Source organism: Blastococcus sp. TF02-8, from assembly GCF_003319175.1.
Lineage (GTDB): Bacteria > Actinomycetota > Actinomycetes > Mycobacteriales > Geodermatophilaceae > Blastococcus.
Window position 1 is genome coordinate 64,498 of sequence record NZ_QOHK01000014.1, and the last position, 15,030, is coordinate 79,527.

General features: G+C 69.6%; 17 protein-coding genes and 1 riboswitch. Of the genes, 13 read left to right on the forward strand and 4 right to left on the reverse strand.

All coding sequences use genetic code 11. The annotated features are described in order from the left end of the window. The first annotated feature begins 440 nt into the window (after positions 1 to 440). The 3 genes from DQ237_RS18800 to DQ237_RS18810 all read left to right on the forward strand — a co-directional run bounded on the left by DQ237_RS18800 (position 441) and on the right by DQ237_RS18810 (position 3,596). Positions 441 to 1,028, forward strand: a complete 588-nt coding sequence (locus DQ237_RS18800; RefSeq protein WP_236827480.1) for a DUF3105 domain-containing protein — start codon at positions 441 to 443, stop codon at positions 1,026 to 1,028. A gap of 133 nt (positions 1,029 to 1,161) precedes the next feature. Then, on the forward strand, positions 1,162 to 1,818 hold the full coding sequence (locus tag DQ237_RS18805) for a DUF305 domain-containing protein (RefSeq protein ID WP_113801671.1): 657 nt from the start codon (positions 1,162 to 1,164) through the stop codon (positions 1,816 to 1,818). A gap of 334 nt (positions 1,819 to 2,152) precedes the next feature. Continuing rightward, a riboswitch (cyclic di-AMP (ydaO/yuaA leader) is annotated at positions 2,153 to 2,306 on the forward strand. A 231-nt stretch (positions 2,307 to 2,537) separates the two neighbouring features. Continuing rightward, on the forward strand, positions 2,538 to 3,596 hold the full coding sequence (locus tag DQ237_RS18810) for a M23 family metallopeptidase (RefSeq protein ID WP_236827481.1): 1,059 nt from the start codon (positions 2,538 to 2,540) through the stop codon (positions 3,594 to 3,596). Positions 3,597 to 3,753: 157 nt separating this feature from the next. Here DQ237_RS18810 and DQ237_RS18815 read toward each other — a convergent pair whose 3' ends face one another. After that, positions 3,754 to 4,416, reverse strand: coding sequence for a TVP38/TMEM64 family protein (locus DQ237_RS18815; protein WP_166509679.1), 663 nt, complete (start codon positions 4,414 to 4,416; stop codon positions 3,754 to 3,756). Positions 4,417 to 4,952: 536 nt separating this feature from the next. Between DQ237_RS18815 and DQ237_RS20660 the strand changes: the two genes are divergently transcribed. From DQ237_RS20660 to DQ237_RS18840, 5 genes are all read left to right on the forward strand, one after another. Beyond that, on the forward strand, positions 4,953 to 5,399 hold the full coding sequence (locus DQ237_RS20660) for a DUF6153 family protein (RefSeq protein WP_369832236.1): 447 nt from the start codon (positions 4,953 to 4,955) through the stop codon (positions 5,397 to 5,399). Positions 5,400 to 5,480: 81 nt separating this feature from the next. Continuing rightward, positions 5,481 to 6,086, forward strand: a complete 606-nt coding sequence (locus DQ237_RS18820) for a DUF305 domain-containing protein (RefSeq protein ID WP_113801674.1) — start codon at positions 5,481 to 5,483, stop codon at positions 6,084 to 6,086. Positions 6,087 to 6,517: 431 nt separating this feature from the next. Then, positions 6,518 to 6,769, forward strand: a complete 252-nt coding sequence (locus tag DQ237_RS18825; protein ID WP_113801675.1) for a hypothetical protein — start codon at positions 6,518 to 6,520, stop codon at positions 6,767 to 6,769. A gap of 559 nt (positions 6,770 to 7,328) precedes the next feature. Further along, positions 7,329 to 8,207, forward strand: a complete 879-nt coding sequence (locus DQ237_RS18835; protein ID WP_113801676.1) for a potassium channel family protein — start codon at positions 7,329 to 7,331, stop codon at positions 8,205 to 8,207. 143 nt (positions 8,208 to 8,350) lie between these two features. Continuing rightward, positions 8,351 to 8,713: a helix-turn-helix transcriptional regulator gene (locus tag DQ237_RS18840; protein ID WP_236827483.1), complete on the forward strand. Its 363-nt coding sequence runs from the start codon at positions 8,351 to 8,353 to the stop codon at positions 8,711 to 8,713. A gap of 88 nt (positions 8,714 to 8,801) precedes the next feature. On the opposite strand, the gene DQ237_RS18845 is transcribed toward DQ237_RS18840, so the two are convergent. After that, entirely contained in the window at positions 8,802 to 9,209 is a 408-nt protein-coding gene (locus DQ237_RS18845; protein WP_113801677.1) for a four-helix bundle copper-binding protein, read from the reverse strand. Positions 9,210 to 9,414: 205 nt separating this feature from the next. Here DQ237_RS18845 and DQ237_RS18850 point away from each other — a divergent pair, with 205 nt between their 5' ends. The 4 genes from DQ237_RS18850 to DQ237_RS18860 all read left to right on the forward strand — a co-directional run bounded on the left by DQ237_RS18850 (position 9,415) and on the right by DQ237_RS18860 (position 12,758). Further along, the gene (locus DQ237_RS18850) at positions 9,415 to 9,720 is read left to right on the forward strand and encodes a metal-sensitive transcriptional regulator (protein WP_113801678.1); all 306 of its coding nucleotides are present in this window, start codon (positions 9,415 to 9,417) and stop codon (positions 9,718 to 9,720) included. 85 nt (positions 9,721 to 9,805) lie between these two features. Then, the gene (locus DQ237_RS18855; RefSeq protein WP_113801679.1) at positions 9,806 to 10,063 is read left to right on the forward strand and encodes a heavy-metal-associated domain-containing protein; all 258 of its coding nucleotides are present in this window, start codon (positions 9,806 to 9,808) and stop codon (positions 10,061 to 10,063) included. 56 nt (positions 10,064 to 10,119) lie between these two features. Next, positions 10,120 to 10,296, forward strand: a complete 177-nt coding sequence (locus DQ237_RS19840; RefSeq protein ID WP_166509680.1) for a hypothetical protein — start codon at positions 10,120 to 10,122, stop codon at positions 10,294 to 10,296. 86 nt (positions 10,297 to 10,382) lie between these two features. Next, a complete protein-coding gene (locus tag DQ237_RS18860; RefSeq protein ID WP_113801680.1) occupies positions 10,383 to 12,758 on the forward strand; it encodes a cation-translocating P-type ATPase in 2,376 nt (791 codons plus the stop codon). 78 nt (positions 12,759 to 12,836) lie between these two features. On the opposite strand, the gene DQ237_RS18865 is transcribed toward DQ237_RS18860, so the two are convergent. Then, on the reverse strand, positions 12,837 to 13,445 hold the full coding sequence (locus DQ237_RS18865; RefSeq protein WP_113801681.1) for a DUF305 domain-containing protein: 609 nt from the start codon (positions 13,443 to 13,445) through the stop codon (positions 12,837 to 12,839). Between the two features lie 598 nt (positions 13,446 to 14,043). Here DQ237_RS18865 and DQ237_RS18870 point away from each other — a divergent pair. Further along, positions 14,044 to 14,385, forward strand: coding sequence for an NADH-quinone oxidoreductase subunit A (locus tag DQ237_RS18870; protein ID WP_113801682.1), 342 nt, complete (start codon positions 14,044 to 14,046; stop codon positions 14,383 to 14,385). Positions 14,386 to 14,690: 305 nt separating this feature from the next. Here the strand turns inward: DQ237_RS18870 and DQ237_RS19510 are convergent. Next, on the reverse strand, positions 14,691 to 15,030 hold a 340-nt coding region (locus DQ237_RS19510), incomplete at its 5' end, for a hypothetical protein (protein ID WP_205730291.1).

Sequence of the window (15,030 nt, forward strand, 5' to 3'; positions counted from 1 at the left end):
CCAGTTATCAAACGAGGTGGGGACCGGGAAGCTCCCGACAGTCGCGGCGCGCGACCGCGTCGTCCGGTAGTGGCGGCAGCAGCGCCCACTATCCAGTATAGTAGGCGAGTCCCGCGGCTCCGCCGTGCGGTGACACCATGCCGCCGGCCGGCCTCCCGGGCTCCTGTTTCTAGGGCGTCCATGGGCGGGAGTGCCTCTGGTGGAAAGCAGCGACCACGTCGCGGACTGGCAGCGCGCTGTTCGCTGAGTTGGCCACCGGCGCCTCCGCGGCCTCGGATGCACGTAGAAGGAGAGCCGTGGGCAAGGACCAGGAAGCTCGCAAGGACCGTCGGGCTAGTGGATCAAGCCGATCCGGGGGCCGTCCCGGAGGACGCGGCCGTCCGCAGGCGAGCGTTGTCACCGCGCAGCGACCGTGGGGACTGATCGCTGCGGCGATCGCCGTGGTCGTCTTCGCCGCGGCTGTCATCAGCTATGCCGTGGTGCAGGTCGACAAGGCCGAGGCCATGCGTGTCGATTCCGTCGAGGAGATCGACGGCATCGAGGTGTTCGACTACGCCGCCGGCCAGGAGCACGTGAGCAGCGAGGTCGACTACGACCAGACGCCTCCGGTGGCCGGGCCGCACGACGGGGTGTGGGCCGACTGCACTGGGACCGTGTACGAGGTCGACATCCGGCACGAGAATGCCGTGCACAGCCTCGAGCACGGCGCTGTGTGGATCACCTACGACCCGGAGGTGGTCTCCGAGGACGACATCGCCCTGCTCGCCGAGGTCGCTGACGAGTCCGGCCGGATGCTGTCGCCCTACGTCGGCCTGGATTCGCCGATCAGTGTCCAGTCCTGGAACCACCAGCTGAAGGTCGACTCTGCCGCCGATCCACGCATCAAGCAGTACGCCGATTTCATGACCTTCAACGCCGAGCTCTTCCCCGAGCCGGGTGCCACCTGTCAGAGTCCGCAGTTCCTGGCCGACCCGCTCGTGGAGGACGGCGCCGCTCTCGACCCCGACTCCGGGACGTCGGCGCCGTGATCAGCTCGGCGCCCCGCGCACGCACCGCCAGGTGGAATCGCCGGCGCGTCAGCGGGAGCGATCGACAGGCCATCCAGTTCCAGACGAGTGCCGTGCCGGGCGAGCGAATCGGCGATCAGACCGGTGGAGAGGGATGGTGACGGGAAAGACGACCGCTCGGTCGGGGTATCGCCCGCTGCGGGCTTTTCTGGGCGTGGTCATCGCAGTCGGGCTGCTGCTGCTCGGCGGCGGAGCGGCTGTGGCACTCGGTCTGGGTCGGGACGAGGCGCCCGGCGCGGATTCCGTGGACGCCGGCTTCTCGCGAGACATGTCCCGCCATCATCTGCAGGCAGTCGAGATAGCCAACCTGGCGTTCGAACGCACCGAGGATCCAGAGATCCGCCAGATGGCGTTCGACATCTCGGCCACACAGACCAATCAGGCCGGGCGCATGCAGGGCTGGCTGTCGCTCTGGGGGATCCCACCCACTGGTGGTGAGTCGATGGCCTGGATGGCGACCGACGAGCACGCCGGCCACGACGCGGCCATGGGGGCCGGCGGCCCGATGCCAGGCATGGCCACCGAAGAGGAGTTGACGGAGCTGCGGGATTCGTCGGGCACGGCATTCGACCGACGCTTCCTGCAGTTGTTGATTCGTCATCACCAGGGTGGTCTGGAGATGGCGGAGTCGGCTGCGGATCGCGCCGAGGAGCAGGCGGTGCGCAGTCTCGCGGGCACGATCGCCAAGACGCAGGCTGCCGAGACCGTCACGATGACGAAGATGCTGAGCGCCCGCGAAGGCGAGCCCTGACCCGAACCCTGAGGCGGGGCCAGGCTCTGCACTCCCTGGTGGGATCGGCGGAGAGCACTTCCTCGGATCGATCTTGGACGATCAGGAGCCTGCTGAAGATGGGTCCTTCCGGCCGCAGCCCCTTCCTATCCTCGGCCTCGCGACGGGCGTCCTGCTGGGCCCTCCTGTTTCGCCGAACCTCGCGCTGCCTGCAGATCGCCCCGCTCGGTCGTGGGCCGACGGTGCCTTTGCTGGTCACCCCGGCCGCCGTTACCTGACCGTGACAAACTATTCGCTGTCGTAGTAGCGTCTCGCCCGGTCCGACCGAGCCCACGCCCCTCGACCGAGGGGCCTCGGCCGGATCCCGCCGAACTGTCGTCGATGACCGTCACGACGGACCGGGGACCCACCATTCCCTCGGGGTGAATCCTGCGCACTGCCCGGTGCCAGGTAGGGCGCCTTCCCGCCCGAACCCGTCAGCTAACTCGGTAGGCGGCGCGAAGGAAACGGAGCTCGTCGCGTTGGCGACCCTGCATGCACAACCTGTCCGCGACGACCTCTCGCCACGTGAGCGACCTGAACCCCTCCGCCGGCGACGCCCTCTTGGCAGGACCATCGCGGGCTCCACGCTGGCTGCCCTGACTAGCGTCGCAATCAGCATTTCGATGACTCCAGCCGTCGCGGCACCGGGTGACGAGGCTGCAGCCGCACGGTCCGACCGTGACGCAGCGGCAGCTGAGGTGCGACGTCTCGAACAGCTGGTCGCCGAGTCGGAGGACGAGCTCTCGCGCTTCACCGTCGAGGCCGAGGCCGCAGCGGACACCTCTCGGCAGGCACAGGAGGAACTCGCCGCCGCACAGGCCGCAGCGTCCGCCGCGGAGGCAGAACTCCAGACCGCCACAGCCGCGGTGGACCAGGCGCGGGCCGGAGTCGCCCGTCTGGGCCGGGAGACCTACATGCGAAGTGATGCCCTGGAGACTGCGGCGGCCTTGCTGGACTCGGCCGGCCCGGCGGAGTTCCTGCAGCGAGCGTCCACCCTCGAGATGCTGACCGACGATCGCGCGGCCGAGCTCACCGAGTTCCGTGCGCTGGAGCGGGAGAAGGCCGAGGCTGGACGTGCTGCACAGACGGCCCTTTCAGAGCGCGACCAGGCGGCGGCCGGAGCGGCTGAGCTCGAGGCCGCCGCGCAGGCGCGGCTGGTTGAAGCCAAGGACGCCTACGACAGCGTCACCTCCGAGCGAGCTGCACTGCAGGGCCGGCTGCAGCAGGCCGAGATCGCACTGCTCGAACTCGAGGGCGCCGCTGACGGACGAGCCGCGTGGGCGGACCGGATCAACACGGAGAACGCGCAGAGAGACGCACAGGCTGCCGCTACAGCGGCGGCGGCTGCCAGTGGTCGCGCAGTGGCTCCCACCACCGGTCGCGTGACCTCCTGCTACGGCTCTCGCTGGGGAACCATGCACTACGGGGTCGACATCGCCGCGCCCATCGGCACGCCGATCTATGCGCCCGAGGCGGGGCGGGTCCTCCAGGCCGGTCCGGCCAGCGGCTTCGGGCTAGCCGTATACGTCCAGCATCCCGACGGCTCGATCACTGTCTACGGGCACATCAACGACTACTTCGTCCAGGCCGGCCAACAGGTTTCGATCGGCCAGCAGATCGCCGAGGTCGGCAACACCGGCCAGTCAACTGGCCCTCACCTGCACTTCGAGGTGCGTACCGGTGGGCTCAACGCCAACCGAGGCAACCCGATCCCCTGGTTGGCGGCGCGCGGGGTCTCTCTCGGCGGAGGATGCTGAGCGATCGGCAATCTCGTCACGGTAGGCATCTCAGGGGCGGAGGGGGCTCATGGGCATACCCGTCCATGAGCCCCCGCTTCTGTGCGGCCGGATCTTTCGCCGGTCCGCTGGCAGCAGCCCCGGGTTGCCTGGAGCGGGCCGGATGCGCGTCGCTGCGTCAGCCCGGAGGCGGGGCGACGGTCGAGCCCGGGACGGTGCCCGGCTGGTTACCTGGTCGCCGCGTGGGCCGCCAGAAGTGGCCCGCCAGCACTACGACTGACAGGACGGCGCTGACGGTCAGCAGCGGCGGGATCAGATGCGTCCACGAATCAATGCTCGCCACGGAGGTGCCAACGCCGACGTACAGCACCGACCACGGCACGAGCCCGACTGCGGTCCCCAACAGGTAGGGGCCGAGCCGGACGCCGCTCAAGCCGGCCGCGTAGCTGACGAAGACGAACGGGGCCACTGGCATGGCCCGCGCAACGAGTACCGAGACGAAGCCTCGTTGGCTCACTGCCCGGTCCAGCCGAGCCAGACGCGCGCCGGCCAAGCGGACTACGGCGTCGCGGCCCAGCCAGCGGCTCAGGACGAAGCCGGCCAGACCACCGAGCATTCCGCCGGTCATCACCACCGCGAGCCCCGCAGGGAAGCCGGCAACGGCACCGACCAGGACGGACAGCGCCGTCCGGGAGATCGGGGTCAACAACGCAACGGCGACCCCGAGGACCACCATGGCCCACCTCACCCCGCCGCCCTCAGATAACCAGGCGCGCATACCTTCGACGCTCGGCAGGTCGACCGATACGGCAACCGCTGTGCCGATCAGCAGGACCACCACCGCGGCAAGGACACGCACCGAGACGCGCCGGGGGAGTGGGCTCATCCCGTCACCCGGATAGGTGGCTGCCCCGTCGTCCGGCTGGAGCGGCGCGCCTTCCCGAGGTGTCGCCTGCGGACCAGTCGCATGAGGGGACCGACCAGCAGGACCAGCGCCATGGCCGCGAGCACCGGTACATCCCCCGTGTACACGGAGTAGAGACTATTACGTCTGGTAGTAGCCGACCGTGGGAGTGCCCCGGCACGGTCAGGTCAACTTCGGTGAGCTCCGACACCAATAGTGCTCCCAGTACTGCACCGACTTGAACTCCACGAAGCATCGCTGCTGAACGACGCTGCGACTCGGCCGGTGAACACTTGGGCGACCCGCATCAGGGTTGGGATCATCTCCTCCGTCGGCAGGTCGTCCCGCCGAACATCGCGAACTCTCCGGATGGCCATCTCCGGCAGCCCCAGGCGCCGTCGGTTTGTCTTGGCGGCTTGCTACTACGTGGGCCAGTACCCTGAGATCGGTTCGTGAAGGGGGTGATCGTGCCAGTGCGCAAGCTGTGGATCCTGTTGTTGTTCGCCGGTGTCCTGTCGATGCACGGCGCCCAGTACGTCCTCAACGAGCCGGGGGGCAGGGACAGCGCCACGGCGGGCGCCGACCACTGGATCGGTCACCCATCCGCAGCGTCGACCGCGTTCAGCTCAGATTCTTTGCTCAGCGGTCCGCCCGTGGCCGCCCCCATCGAGCATGTGGCGGCAGTAGCCGGGATTCCGACGCCGGGTGACGCACCAGACCATGGTCTCACTGACCACACGTGGTCCCTGTGTCTCGCGATCCTTCTGGCCGGGATCGTCGCTCTCCGGGCAACGAGTCGACTTCGGCGCGGTGCCTCGTCGGTCCGGTGGGCCGTCGAACGCGGGCGACGACTGTCGATGGGCTGGTTCAGGCCTCCACGACCACCGGAACTTGCGTCGCTGTGTCTTCTGCGGATCTAGGCCGACCGATCTGGACCCCGCCGACCAAGGCGTCGGAGGGATCAAACGGCACGCCTACACCGCAACCAACAGGAGACTGCAATGACCCGCACCACTGCACGACTCGTCCGGCTCACCGGCGGACTCATCGCCGGGACGATCATCCTGACCGGCTGCTCGGACAGCTCCGGTGGCTCCTCCGCCGGCAGCAGCTCGGCGGCGGAGAGTCCTGCGACTGAGGAAGCAAAGTTCAACGATGCTGACGTCGCCTTCGCGCAGGGCATGATCCCGCACCACGAGGGGGCGCTCACCATGTCAGAGGTCGCTGCCGAGCGAGCCACTGATCCCCGGGTCGTCGACTTAGCCGACCGCATCGAGGCCGGGCAGGACCCGGAGATCGATCTGTTGACCGGGTGGCTCGAGGAATGGGGGGAGCCGCTGGAGTCCAATGGCATGGGCGGCATGGACCACGGCTCCGACGACATGGGCGGCATGGACATGAAAGAGATGCCCGCCGCGGGTCCCGAATTCGACCGGATGTGGCTGCAGTCCATGATCGAGCACCACAGGGGTGCTGTGGAGATGGCACAGACCGAGCTCGAAGATGGACGGAACACTGAAGCGCTCGAGCTGGCCCAGCTGATCAGCGAGACGCAGATGCAGGAGATCGCCGAGATGGAGGCCCTTCTCAGCGAGCTCGGCGGCTGACATCCAGCCTGGTGCTGCCGGTCACTGACCGGCAGCACCAGGTGCCTGTCACCCTCCAGCTCCAGCCTCCCAGGGCATCCGTCGGTGAGCCGACGCAGCGGGCTCCGATTGATGTGGTCAGTCAGCGACCGCTCACCTGTGTGATCGGCTCCTCCCGCCGCTGGCTGCCGCAGCTTGTCGCTCGGCCGATGACGACCGTCGACCTGGGGCCGGGACCATTCCCGCCCGTGGGCGTCCGTGGCTTGCGGATCCCTACGGGGCGGCACGGCCTTCTCGATGCCTGCCGGGTGCACTGCCGGCGGAGGGGCCCATCTCCCCACCAGGACAGGCTGCGACGATCCGCCGCCCTCGACCGTTGCCGCTGTCAGAGGCGCACTCCCCTTGCGGTGAGGGTGTGATGGACCAGCCCACTTGACCCCTACGGTCAAGGTGTGAACCCCAACGCCATTCACAGCGTGGAGCTGTCGGGACACGACCTGATGATGCTCAGGGCAGGGCTGAAGGCTTACCTGCAAGCGTTCACACAACACCGCCAGGTCGATGAGGGCGCCACCCACCCTGACGACGAGTGGCGGCGGCTCCAGCGGCAGGTCGGGCACCTCATGTGGCGGCTCGAGGAAGCGGGCGTCGAGACCGGGACCACCGTCGTGCACAGTGATGAAGCCGTGGACCCGGACGGTTAGGCGACCCTTCCGGCAGTCCCCAGTGACCAGCAGAGTCCCCAGGGCGATGAGCAGTGCGCCACCGACCCGCGTGGCGGTGGGCGCGTGCCGGCGGGCGAAGCCGGAGAGGGTCAGGGCGCGGCGGGCGCCGAGGGCGACCAGGACGAAGGGGATACGCAGCACCCGGCGGTAGGCGGCGGCGAGCACGGCGCCTCGGCCCGCGCAGGGCTGGGTGTACGCGAGGATCGAGCTGGCTCGGCTCATCAGCGAAATCCAGACCCGGAGATGCAGCAGCTGCTCACCGAGATCGGCGGCTGATCCATCGCACGTGGGGTGCGGTGAGGTCGGGGCTAACCGCACCCCGCCAGCCGGGTGCCTCTGGCGTCTGGCGGGCGCCCGGTGAATGTCGTCCCTGCTCGCCGAGTGTTCGACGCACTAGCCCGCGGGTACCGGCATCATCCGTAGATCCGTACGGCCATCGCTCGCGCCAATTAGAGCGGCGATCCGCACGGCAGGGCCGCGAACGGGTGCGGGGCGCAGCAGGTGCGGCCGGAAGCCTCAGGCGGCAGAGAGGATCTTGATGGACTGGCTGGTGACGGCCGCAGGTGCAGTGCTGGTGCTGTTCGTGCTGCGGGACATGTTCCACACCATCTGGCACCCCAGTGGGCAAGGGTCGCTCAGCCGGCTGGTCATCCAGCTGGTCTGGCGGGGGTCCCGCGTCATCAAGAGCCGCCGGCGACAGAGCTCGGTGGTCGGTCCCTTCGCGATCCTGTGCGTGATCCTGACGTGGATCACCATCATCCTCGCCGGCTGGACCTTGGTGTACTGGCCCCACATGTCCGACGGATTCTCCTTCGGCTCGAGCCTGCAACCGTCCGAGCGAAGCGACATCCTGGACTCGCTGTACCTGTCCCTGGTCACGGTGGCAACACTCGGCTACGGCGACATCGTGCCGGCTTATGCCTGGCTGCGGCTGGCCTCGCCGCTGGAGGCCCTCATCGGCTTCTCACTGCTGACCGCTGCGGTGACCTGGATCCTGCAGATCTATCCGGCTCTGGCCCGCCGCCGGACGCTGGCGATCCGCCTGTCCCTGCTCCGCAAGGCCGAGGCCGCCCAGGCCCTGTCTGCGATGGACTCCTCTGCGGCGGCCACGCTGCTGGAGACGCTGGCCGGCGAGCTGGTCCAGGTCCGTGTGGACCTCACCCAGTACGCCGAGACGTACTACTTCCGCGAGGCCGACGACGTGGCGTCCCTGCCCGCGCAGCTGCCGTACGCGCGTGAGCTGGCGGACCGCGCCGCTTCCTCTGGTCGCGACGACGTCCGGCTGTCCGGCACCATCCTGAGAGGAGCCGTCGAGGACTATGCGTACCTGCTCACCCAGCAGTTCCTGCCCGCCTCCGGGGATCTCGCGGCGACTCTCCAGCGCTACTCGGACGACCACGGCTACCGGGTGTCCTGAAGCCAACGCCGCGGTCGGTGATGCTCGGGAGAAACCGACCGCCCACCGCGAAAGGTGCATGATCACACCCGCACGTGGCTATGTCGCCGTCCATGGTCTCGAGTTCAGAGGCGGACGTCACCGACGGGCCTCATCCCCACCCCGTGGACCCCGAGCGGGTCGAGGCCGCGCGCCGGCGGTTGCCGTCCCGGGACGAAGCAGCTCAGCTGACCAGCATCCTGAGCCTGATGGCCGACCCCACGCGTTCTCGCCTGCTGTACGCGCTCGACGTGGTCTCGGAGATGTGCGTCGGGGACCTGGCGATGGCGCTCGATGTGAACGAGGACGCGGCCAGCTACGGCTTGCGCGTCCTCCGGACCGCCGGCCTCGTGACCTACCGCAGGGAGGGTCGGGTCCTGTACTACCGACTGGCCGAAGGCTTTCCCGATCCTCTGCGGGAGCACTGCCTGCGACGGCTCATCGAGCTCGCCCAGCGGGCGCCGGAGGAGCCAGACGACGACCGGTGACAGGCCGGCCCGGGAGGCCCCTGCTCGCCGCCCGGCCCTGGGGGTGCTCTCCTTCGGCCCCGGGCACGGACGACGAGCAGGTGCTGCGTCAGCCGAGGGAGCTGAGCAAGTCCCGGCAGGCTGCTTCACAGCGCCGGCACGATTCGGCGCACACCCGGCAGTGCTCGTGCATCTCTGCGTGCTCGGCGCACTCGTCGCCGCAGGCCTTGCACGCTGCCGCACACGCCTCGAGCACAGCACGGGTGACGTTCGCGTCGTAGCCGGTGTGCCGGGAGAGGACGCGGCCGGTCGTGTCGCAGACGTCGGCGCAGTCCAGGTTGCTACGGATGCACTTGGTCAGTTCGGCGACCATGTCCTCACTGAGACAGGCATCGGCGCACGCCGTACAGGCCTGGGCGCATTCGAAGCAGGCCTCGATGCACTCCTGCAGCTTCTGGCGGTCCACCCCGCCCAGGTCCTTGGGGTAGGTCTCGAGCATCTGACTCGCAACGCTCACGATGGCTCCTCCCTGTGCCGGCGTGGCGGACCGCCCGCCGTCGGGCACCGGCGCCCGCGGCCATACCCGCGCGTCCGTACGGATAACGCCTCCTCCGTCGGGTAGTCCCACCAGGTCCACGATGTGCCGCGGAGCCGCTAAGTCAGGGGAGAGGAATACCCCGGCGGGGTACCTTTGTTGAAGGGGTGCGACGGAGGGAGGCGGCGTGACGTCGACGGACCAGGTCAGTGGGCACGGCTACATCAACCGCAAGGGCGACTACCTCAAGCGCTTGCGGCGGATCGAGGGCCAGGCCCGCGGGCTGCAGCGGATGGTGGAGGACGAGAAGTACTGCATCGACATCCTCACCCAGGTCTCGGCCATGACCAGAGCGTTGCAGTCGGTGGCCTTGGGGCTCCTCGAGGAGCACATGAGCCACTGTGTCGTCGAGGCGGCCGCCACCGGTGGTCCCGAGGCCGACGCGAAGGTGCGCGAGGCGTCCGAAGCCATCGCGCGCCTCGTCCGGTCCTGACCGGACTGCTCTGGCGTGAGCTCCCGGGTCTCCCGCCCGTCACGGACAACCGCAACCCAACACTACGAAGAACGGAGTACACCTCATGAGCACCGCTACCTACACCGTCGTCGGCATGACCTGCGGCCACTGCGTGAGCTCGGTGACCGAGGAGGTCAGCCAGGTGCCCGGCGTGACCGGGGTCGACGTCGACCTGGCCACCGGTGGTCTCACCGTCCGCAGCGAAGCAGGCGTCGATGACGGGGCCGTCCGGGCCGCCGTGGAGGAGGCCGGTTACGAGGTGGCCGCACCCGCCGCGTCGGCCGGTGGCCGGGCGTCGGGTTGCGGTTGCGGCTGCAAGTGATCCGCCGACCGCCGCCGGCCGGCCCGGGGGTCGCACATGGTGAGGGAGGGGCCGACATGACGACCTCCGCCAAGGTCGGCGCCTACCTCGTCGGCCTCGCCGTCGTCTTCGTCGCTGCGATCGGCCTCGGCAGCGCCGTCGGGCCGGTGGGTCCGGCCGGTGAGCGGGTCGAGTCACCGGCGCAGACGGACGTCCACACCGAGACGGACAGCCACGGCGAGACGAACCACTGAGGACCCGGCCCGGGGTGGGCGGCCACCGGTTGCCGCCCCGGGTCCGCGGTCCTCGTCTTCAGCAGCAACTCCCTGACAGGAGAACCATGAGCGCCGCGATGAACGACACGACGCCGCAGATCCCTGCGGACGGCGAGCAGGTCGAGCTGGCCATCCAGGGCATGACCTGCGCGTCGTGCGCCATGCGGATCGAGAAGCGACTCAACAAGCTCGACGGTGTGACCGCGACCGTCAACTACGCGACGGAGAAGGCCAAGGTCACCTACGGCGACGGAGTGACCCCCGAGGATCTTCTCGCTGCCGTGGAGAAGGCCGGCTACAGCGCCCGGCTGCCGGAGCCGCCCGCCTCCGGGCCCCGGCCCGAGGACCGCCCCGAGCTCGCAAGCGGTGAGGAGGACGGGGTCCTTCTGCTGCGCCAACGAGTCCTGGTGTCCACGGCCCTCACCGTCCCGGTGATCGCGCTGGCGATGGTCCCGGCCCTGCAGTTCACGTACTGGCAGTGGCTCTCCCTGACGCTGGCCGCACCGGTCGTCGTGTGGGGGGCGTGGCCGTTCCACCGGGCTGCCTGGACCAACCTGCGACACGGTGCCGCCACGATGGACACGCTGGTCTCCATGGGGACGCTGGCGGCCTTCGCCTGGTCGCTGTACGCCCTGTTCCTCGGCACCGCCGGCGAACCGGGCATGACCCACCCCTTCGAGTTCACCATCGAGCCAACTGACGGTGCGGCCAACATCTACCTCGAGGTGGCCGCCGGGGTGACCACCGCCATCCTCGCCGGCCGCTACTTCGAGGCGCGGTCCAAGCGCCGGGCCGGCGCCGCGCTCCGCGCCCTGCTGGAGCTCGGCGCCAAGGAGGTCTCGGTGCTGCGCGGAGGCCGTGAGGAGCGGATCCCGGTGGACCGGCTCGCCGTCGGAGACCTCTTCGTCGTCCGTCCCGGGGAGAAGATCGCGACCGACGGCGTCATCACCGAGGGCTCCTCCGCCGTCGACGCCTCGATGCTGACCGGCGAGTCGGTGCCGGTCGAGGTCGGGCCGGGGGACGCCGTCGTGGGCGCCACCGTCAACGCCGGCGGCCGGATCGTCGTCCGGGCCACCCGCATCGGCTCGGACACCCAGCTGGTCCAGATGGCACGGCTGGTGGAGGAGGCCCAGAACGGCAAGGCCGAGGTGCAGCGCCTGGCCGACCGGATCTCGGGCATCTTCGTGCCTATCGTCATCGCGCTGGCCGCGGCCACCCTCGGCTTCTGGATCGGCACCGGCGCAGGGCTGTCCGTCGCCTTCACCGCCACCGTCGCCGTCCTGATCATCGCCTGCCCCTGCGCCCTGGGGCTGGCCACACCGACCGCCCTCATGGTGGGCACCGGCCGGGGCGCCCAGCTCGGGATCCTGATCAAGGGTCCGGAGGTGCTGGAGTCGACCCGGGTCGTGGACACGGTTGTCCTAGACAAGACGGGGACCGTGACCACCGGCCGGATGACGCTCCTCGACGTCGTCCCCGCCCCCGGAGAGCAGGCCGAGGAGGTCCTGCGGCTCGCCGGTGCGCTGGAGGACGCCTCCGAGCACCCCATCGCCCAGGCGATCGCCCGGGCCGCCACCGAGCGGATCGGCACGCTGCCGCCGGTCGAGGGCTTCACGAACCTCGAGGGTCTCGGGGTCCAAGGCGTGGTGGAGGGCCACGCGGTCCTGGTCGGGCGGCCCCGGCTGCTGGCCGAGTGGTCGCAGCAGCTGCCGGCCGAGCTCGCGCGCGCCAAGGACGCCGCGGAGGCCGAGGGCCGCACCGCGGTCGCCGTCGGCTGGGACGGCGCCGCCCGCGGTGTGCTCGTGGTCGCCGACGCCGTGAAGGACACCTCCGCGGAGGCGATCCGCCAGCTCCGCGACCTCGGGCTCACCCCCGTCCTGCTGACCGGCGACAACGAGACCGTCGCCCGCTCGGTCGCGGCGCAGGTGGGCATCGACGAGGTGATCGCCGAGGTCCTGCCGCAGGACAAGGTCGACGTCGTCAAGCGGCTGCAGGGCGACGGCAAGGTCGTCGCGATGGTGGGGGACGGCGTCAACGACGCGGCGGCCCTGGCCCAGGCCGACCTGGGACTGGCCATGGGCACCGGTACCGACGTCGCCATCGAGGCCAGTGACCTGACCCTGGTGCGCGGGGATCTCCGGGCGGCCGCCGACGCCATCCGGCTCTCGCGCAGGACGCTGGGCACCATCAAGGGGAACCTCTTCTGGGCCTTCGCGTACAACGTGGCCGCACTGCCCCTGGCCGCCGCCGGGCTGCTCAACCCGCTGATCGCCGGAGCGGCCATGGCCTTCTCGTCGGTGTTCGTGGTGTCCAACAGCCTGCGGCTGCGCCGGTTCCAGCCCCTGGCCTCGACCTCCGCCGATGGTGGTGCCGGGATCGGCCACCGGCCGGAGGGTGCGGCACGATTCACCCAGCGGAGGGGTGCCTCGCTCCCGGAGTGACGGCGATGAGCGGGGCCGGGCAGTGCCGGGGCCACAGCTGGCGCCGCCCGGCCCCGGAACTGCCGGCGAGAACGGGGGTCAGTCCGTGGGGCAGTCGCGCAGCGCCGAGCCCTCGAACTCCGGGACGGGCCGATCGTTGGCCTGCTCGACGGTCTCGGCCTCGCCGTTCTCCTCGATGTCCTCGATGAGCCACTCCATCTCGGCGATCTCCTTCTCCTGGGCGACGATGATGTCGACGGCGAGCTGGCACACGCGGACGTCGTCGATGTCGGCGCGCTCGGAGCGGGTGATCGCCATCGAATGGTGCGGAATCATCGCCTGCATCCAGTCCCCGTCGTCCACGGTGGTCTGGCTGCGGTCGAGGGCGATGCCGCCGCCCAGGAGCACGAGGCTCGCCGCGACGATGGCGATGTTGGCCTTCGTGTTCTTGTACATGTTGAGCATCCAGGCCAGCATGACCAGACCCATGGTGCCGCCCATGGCGAGCGCCATGAACACCCGGCTCTCGCTGAACTGGACGTGGCTCCACTCCCAGGTGCTCATGAACATGACCCAGTACATGACGACCATGGCCGTGAGGATCATGGCGCCGAAGCGCAGGTACATGTTCCTGGTCATCTTGGCCTCGTGCGACTGCTCGTCGCCGTGACCCTGCTGCGTCGCGTCGTCGGCCTTCTTGATCGCCATGATGGGTCCTTTCTCTCGCCGGGTCGCGGGGAAGGTCACCGGCCCGCACTCCCGTGCCCACCCTGGCTACTGCTCGACCGGTAGCACAGGCTCTCGGCCGGACGTCGTCGCTCGGCCTCGAGCAACCTCTCCGGTCACGAGCACGGGCGGCACGGCGGCACACCCCGCACGGCGCGCATGCCCGGACAGTCGTACGGATAAACCGGTGGCCCCGCGGCCGCACCGTCACGGTCCCGGCACGGTCGTCGCTGCCGGTCATCCCAGGTTCCGGCGCTTGCCCCTAGCCGGCAACCCACTGCGGACAGGGAGCCCAGTGCATGCGACTGGGCCTCCGACGTGAGGAGGTCGAGGGCGACCTCAGGACCGTCGACGCGCAGGCGGTGTGACGCTCATGCGGGTCCTGCCCTGATGGTTCTCGCCCGCTCCAGTGGCATCACATATCCACCGCTGTCGGCGTTCCGAACGCGAGAAATGTGTCGCGCCGGTCACACGCGGGCTAGCTTTCCCCGTGCGATGCGGCCTCATCCGTGCGACCGTGCGGATGACCTATCAGGGGCCATCCCTGCCACCCGCAACCCCGACGTGAGGGGATTCGACGATGGTCGCTGTGCTCCTCCTCGTGTCGCTGGCGTGCGTCCTCGTTGCCGCCCTCTATGCGTCATCGCTGGCGCTGGCGCCGGTCCGCGAGCCGGCCCATGTCCTGCCCTTCGAGTCCGGCATGCTGCCGCAGCAGCACGCGGTCTCGCGCTACCACGCCCGCTGGTACGCGGTGACGATCCTGTTCCTAGCGTTCGACATGGAAATGATCTTCATGTATCCGTGGGCCGTCGTCGTGGCGGACATGGGCGTCCAGGCCGTCGTGGAGATGTTCGGCTTCCTCGCCGTCCTGCTCGTTGGGGTCATGTACGTCTGGCGTGAGGGTGCGCTGCGATGGACCTGATAGCCCGCCTGCGGAACTGGGCGCTGACGAGGCCCCGGGTGCTACTCGTCGATGTCCCCGGCGCTACGACGTTCCGGTGGTCCGTCGAGGCCGAGTTGGACCGGCGCGGCTGGCGGCGCGCCGTGTCACCCGCGGACACCGATCTGCTGGTCGTCCTTGGTGAGCCGGGCCCGGAGCTAGGAGAAGCCGTCGACGTGCTGTGGAGTCAGGTTCCCGAGCCTCGGCACCGGGTGGACGTCCAGCGCGCCAGAGACGTCGCCGTCGCTCTGGACGAGGGCCGAGCGGCGCTGGTCCGGCGGCCCGGATCAGGAGCAAGAGGAGACGACCGGTCGTCGCCGGCCTCGTTGCTCGCCAAGAACGAGGACGAAGACGCTGACGACGAGGGCATGGGCACCGCCGACGACGAGGGCATGGACCACGGCGGTGGCCGCGCGGGCATGGACGACGACGCCGGTCGTGAGGACGAGGAGGGCGAGGGTGTAGATCACGGGGCCGGTCACGAGGGCATGGACCACGGGAGTGGTCACGAGGGCATGGGCCACGGGAGTGGTCACGAGGGCATGGGCCACGGGAGTGGTCACGAGGGCATGGGCCACGGGAGTGGTCACGAGGGCATGGGCCACGGGAGTGGTCACGAGGGCATGG

Excerpts from the sequence above, each read along its gene's own strand:
- DQ237_RS18805 (WP_113801671.1), top strand. The coding sequence starts at position 1,162 with ATGGTGACGGGAAAGACGACCGCTCGGTCGGGGTATCGCCCGCTGCGG.
- DQ237_RS18820 (WP_113801674.1), top strand. The coding sequence starts at position 5,481 with ATGACCCGCACCACTGCACGACTCGTCCGGCTCACCGGCGGACTCATC.
- DQ237_RS18835 (WP_113801676.1), top strand. The coding sequence starts at position 7,329 with ATGGACTGGCTGGTGACGGCCGCAGGTGCAGTGCTGGTGCTGTTCGTG.
- DQ237_RS18855 (WP_113801679.1), top strand. The coding sequence starts at position 9,806 with ATGAGCACCGCTACCTACACCGTCGTCGGCATGACCTGCGGCCACTGC.
- DQ237_RS19840 (WP_166509680.1), top strand. The coding sequence starts at position 10,120 with ATGACGACCTCCGCCAAGGTCGGCGCCTACCTCGTCGGCCTCGCCGTC.
- DQ237_RS18860 (WP_113801680.1), top strand. The coding sequence starts at position 10,383 with ATGAGCGCCGCGATGAACGACACGACGCCGCAGATCCCTGCGGACGGC.
- DQ237_RS18865 (WP_113801681.1), bottom strand. The coding sequence starts at position 13,445 with ATGGCGATCAAGAAGGCCGACGACGCGACGCAGCAGGGTCACGGCGAC.
- DQ237_RS18870 (WP_113801682.1), top strand. The coding sequence starts at position 14,044 with ATGGTCGCTGTGCTCCTCCTCGTGTCGCTGGCGTGCGTCCTCGTTGCC.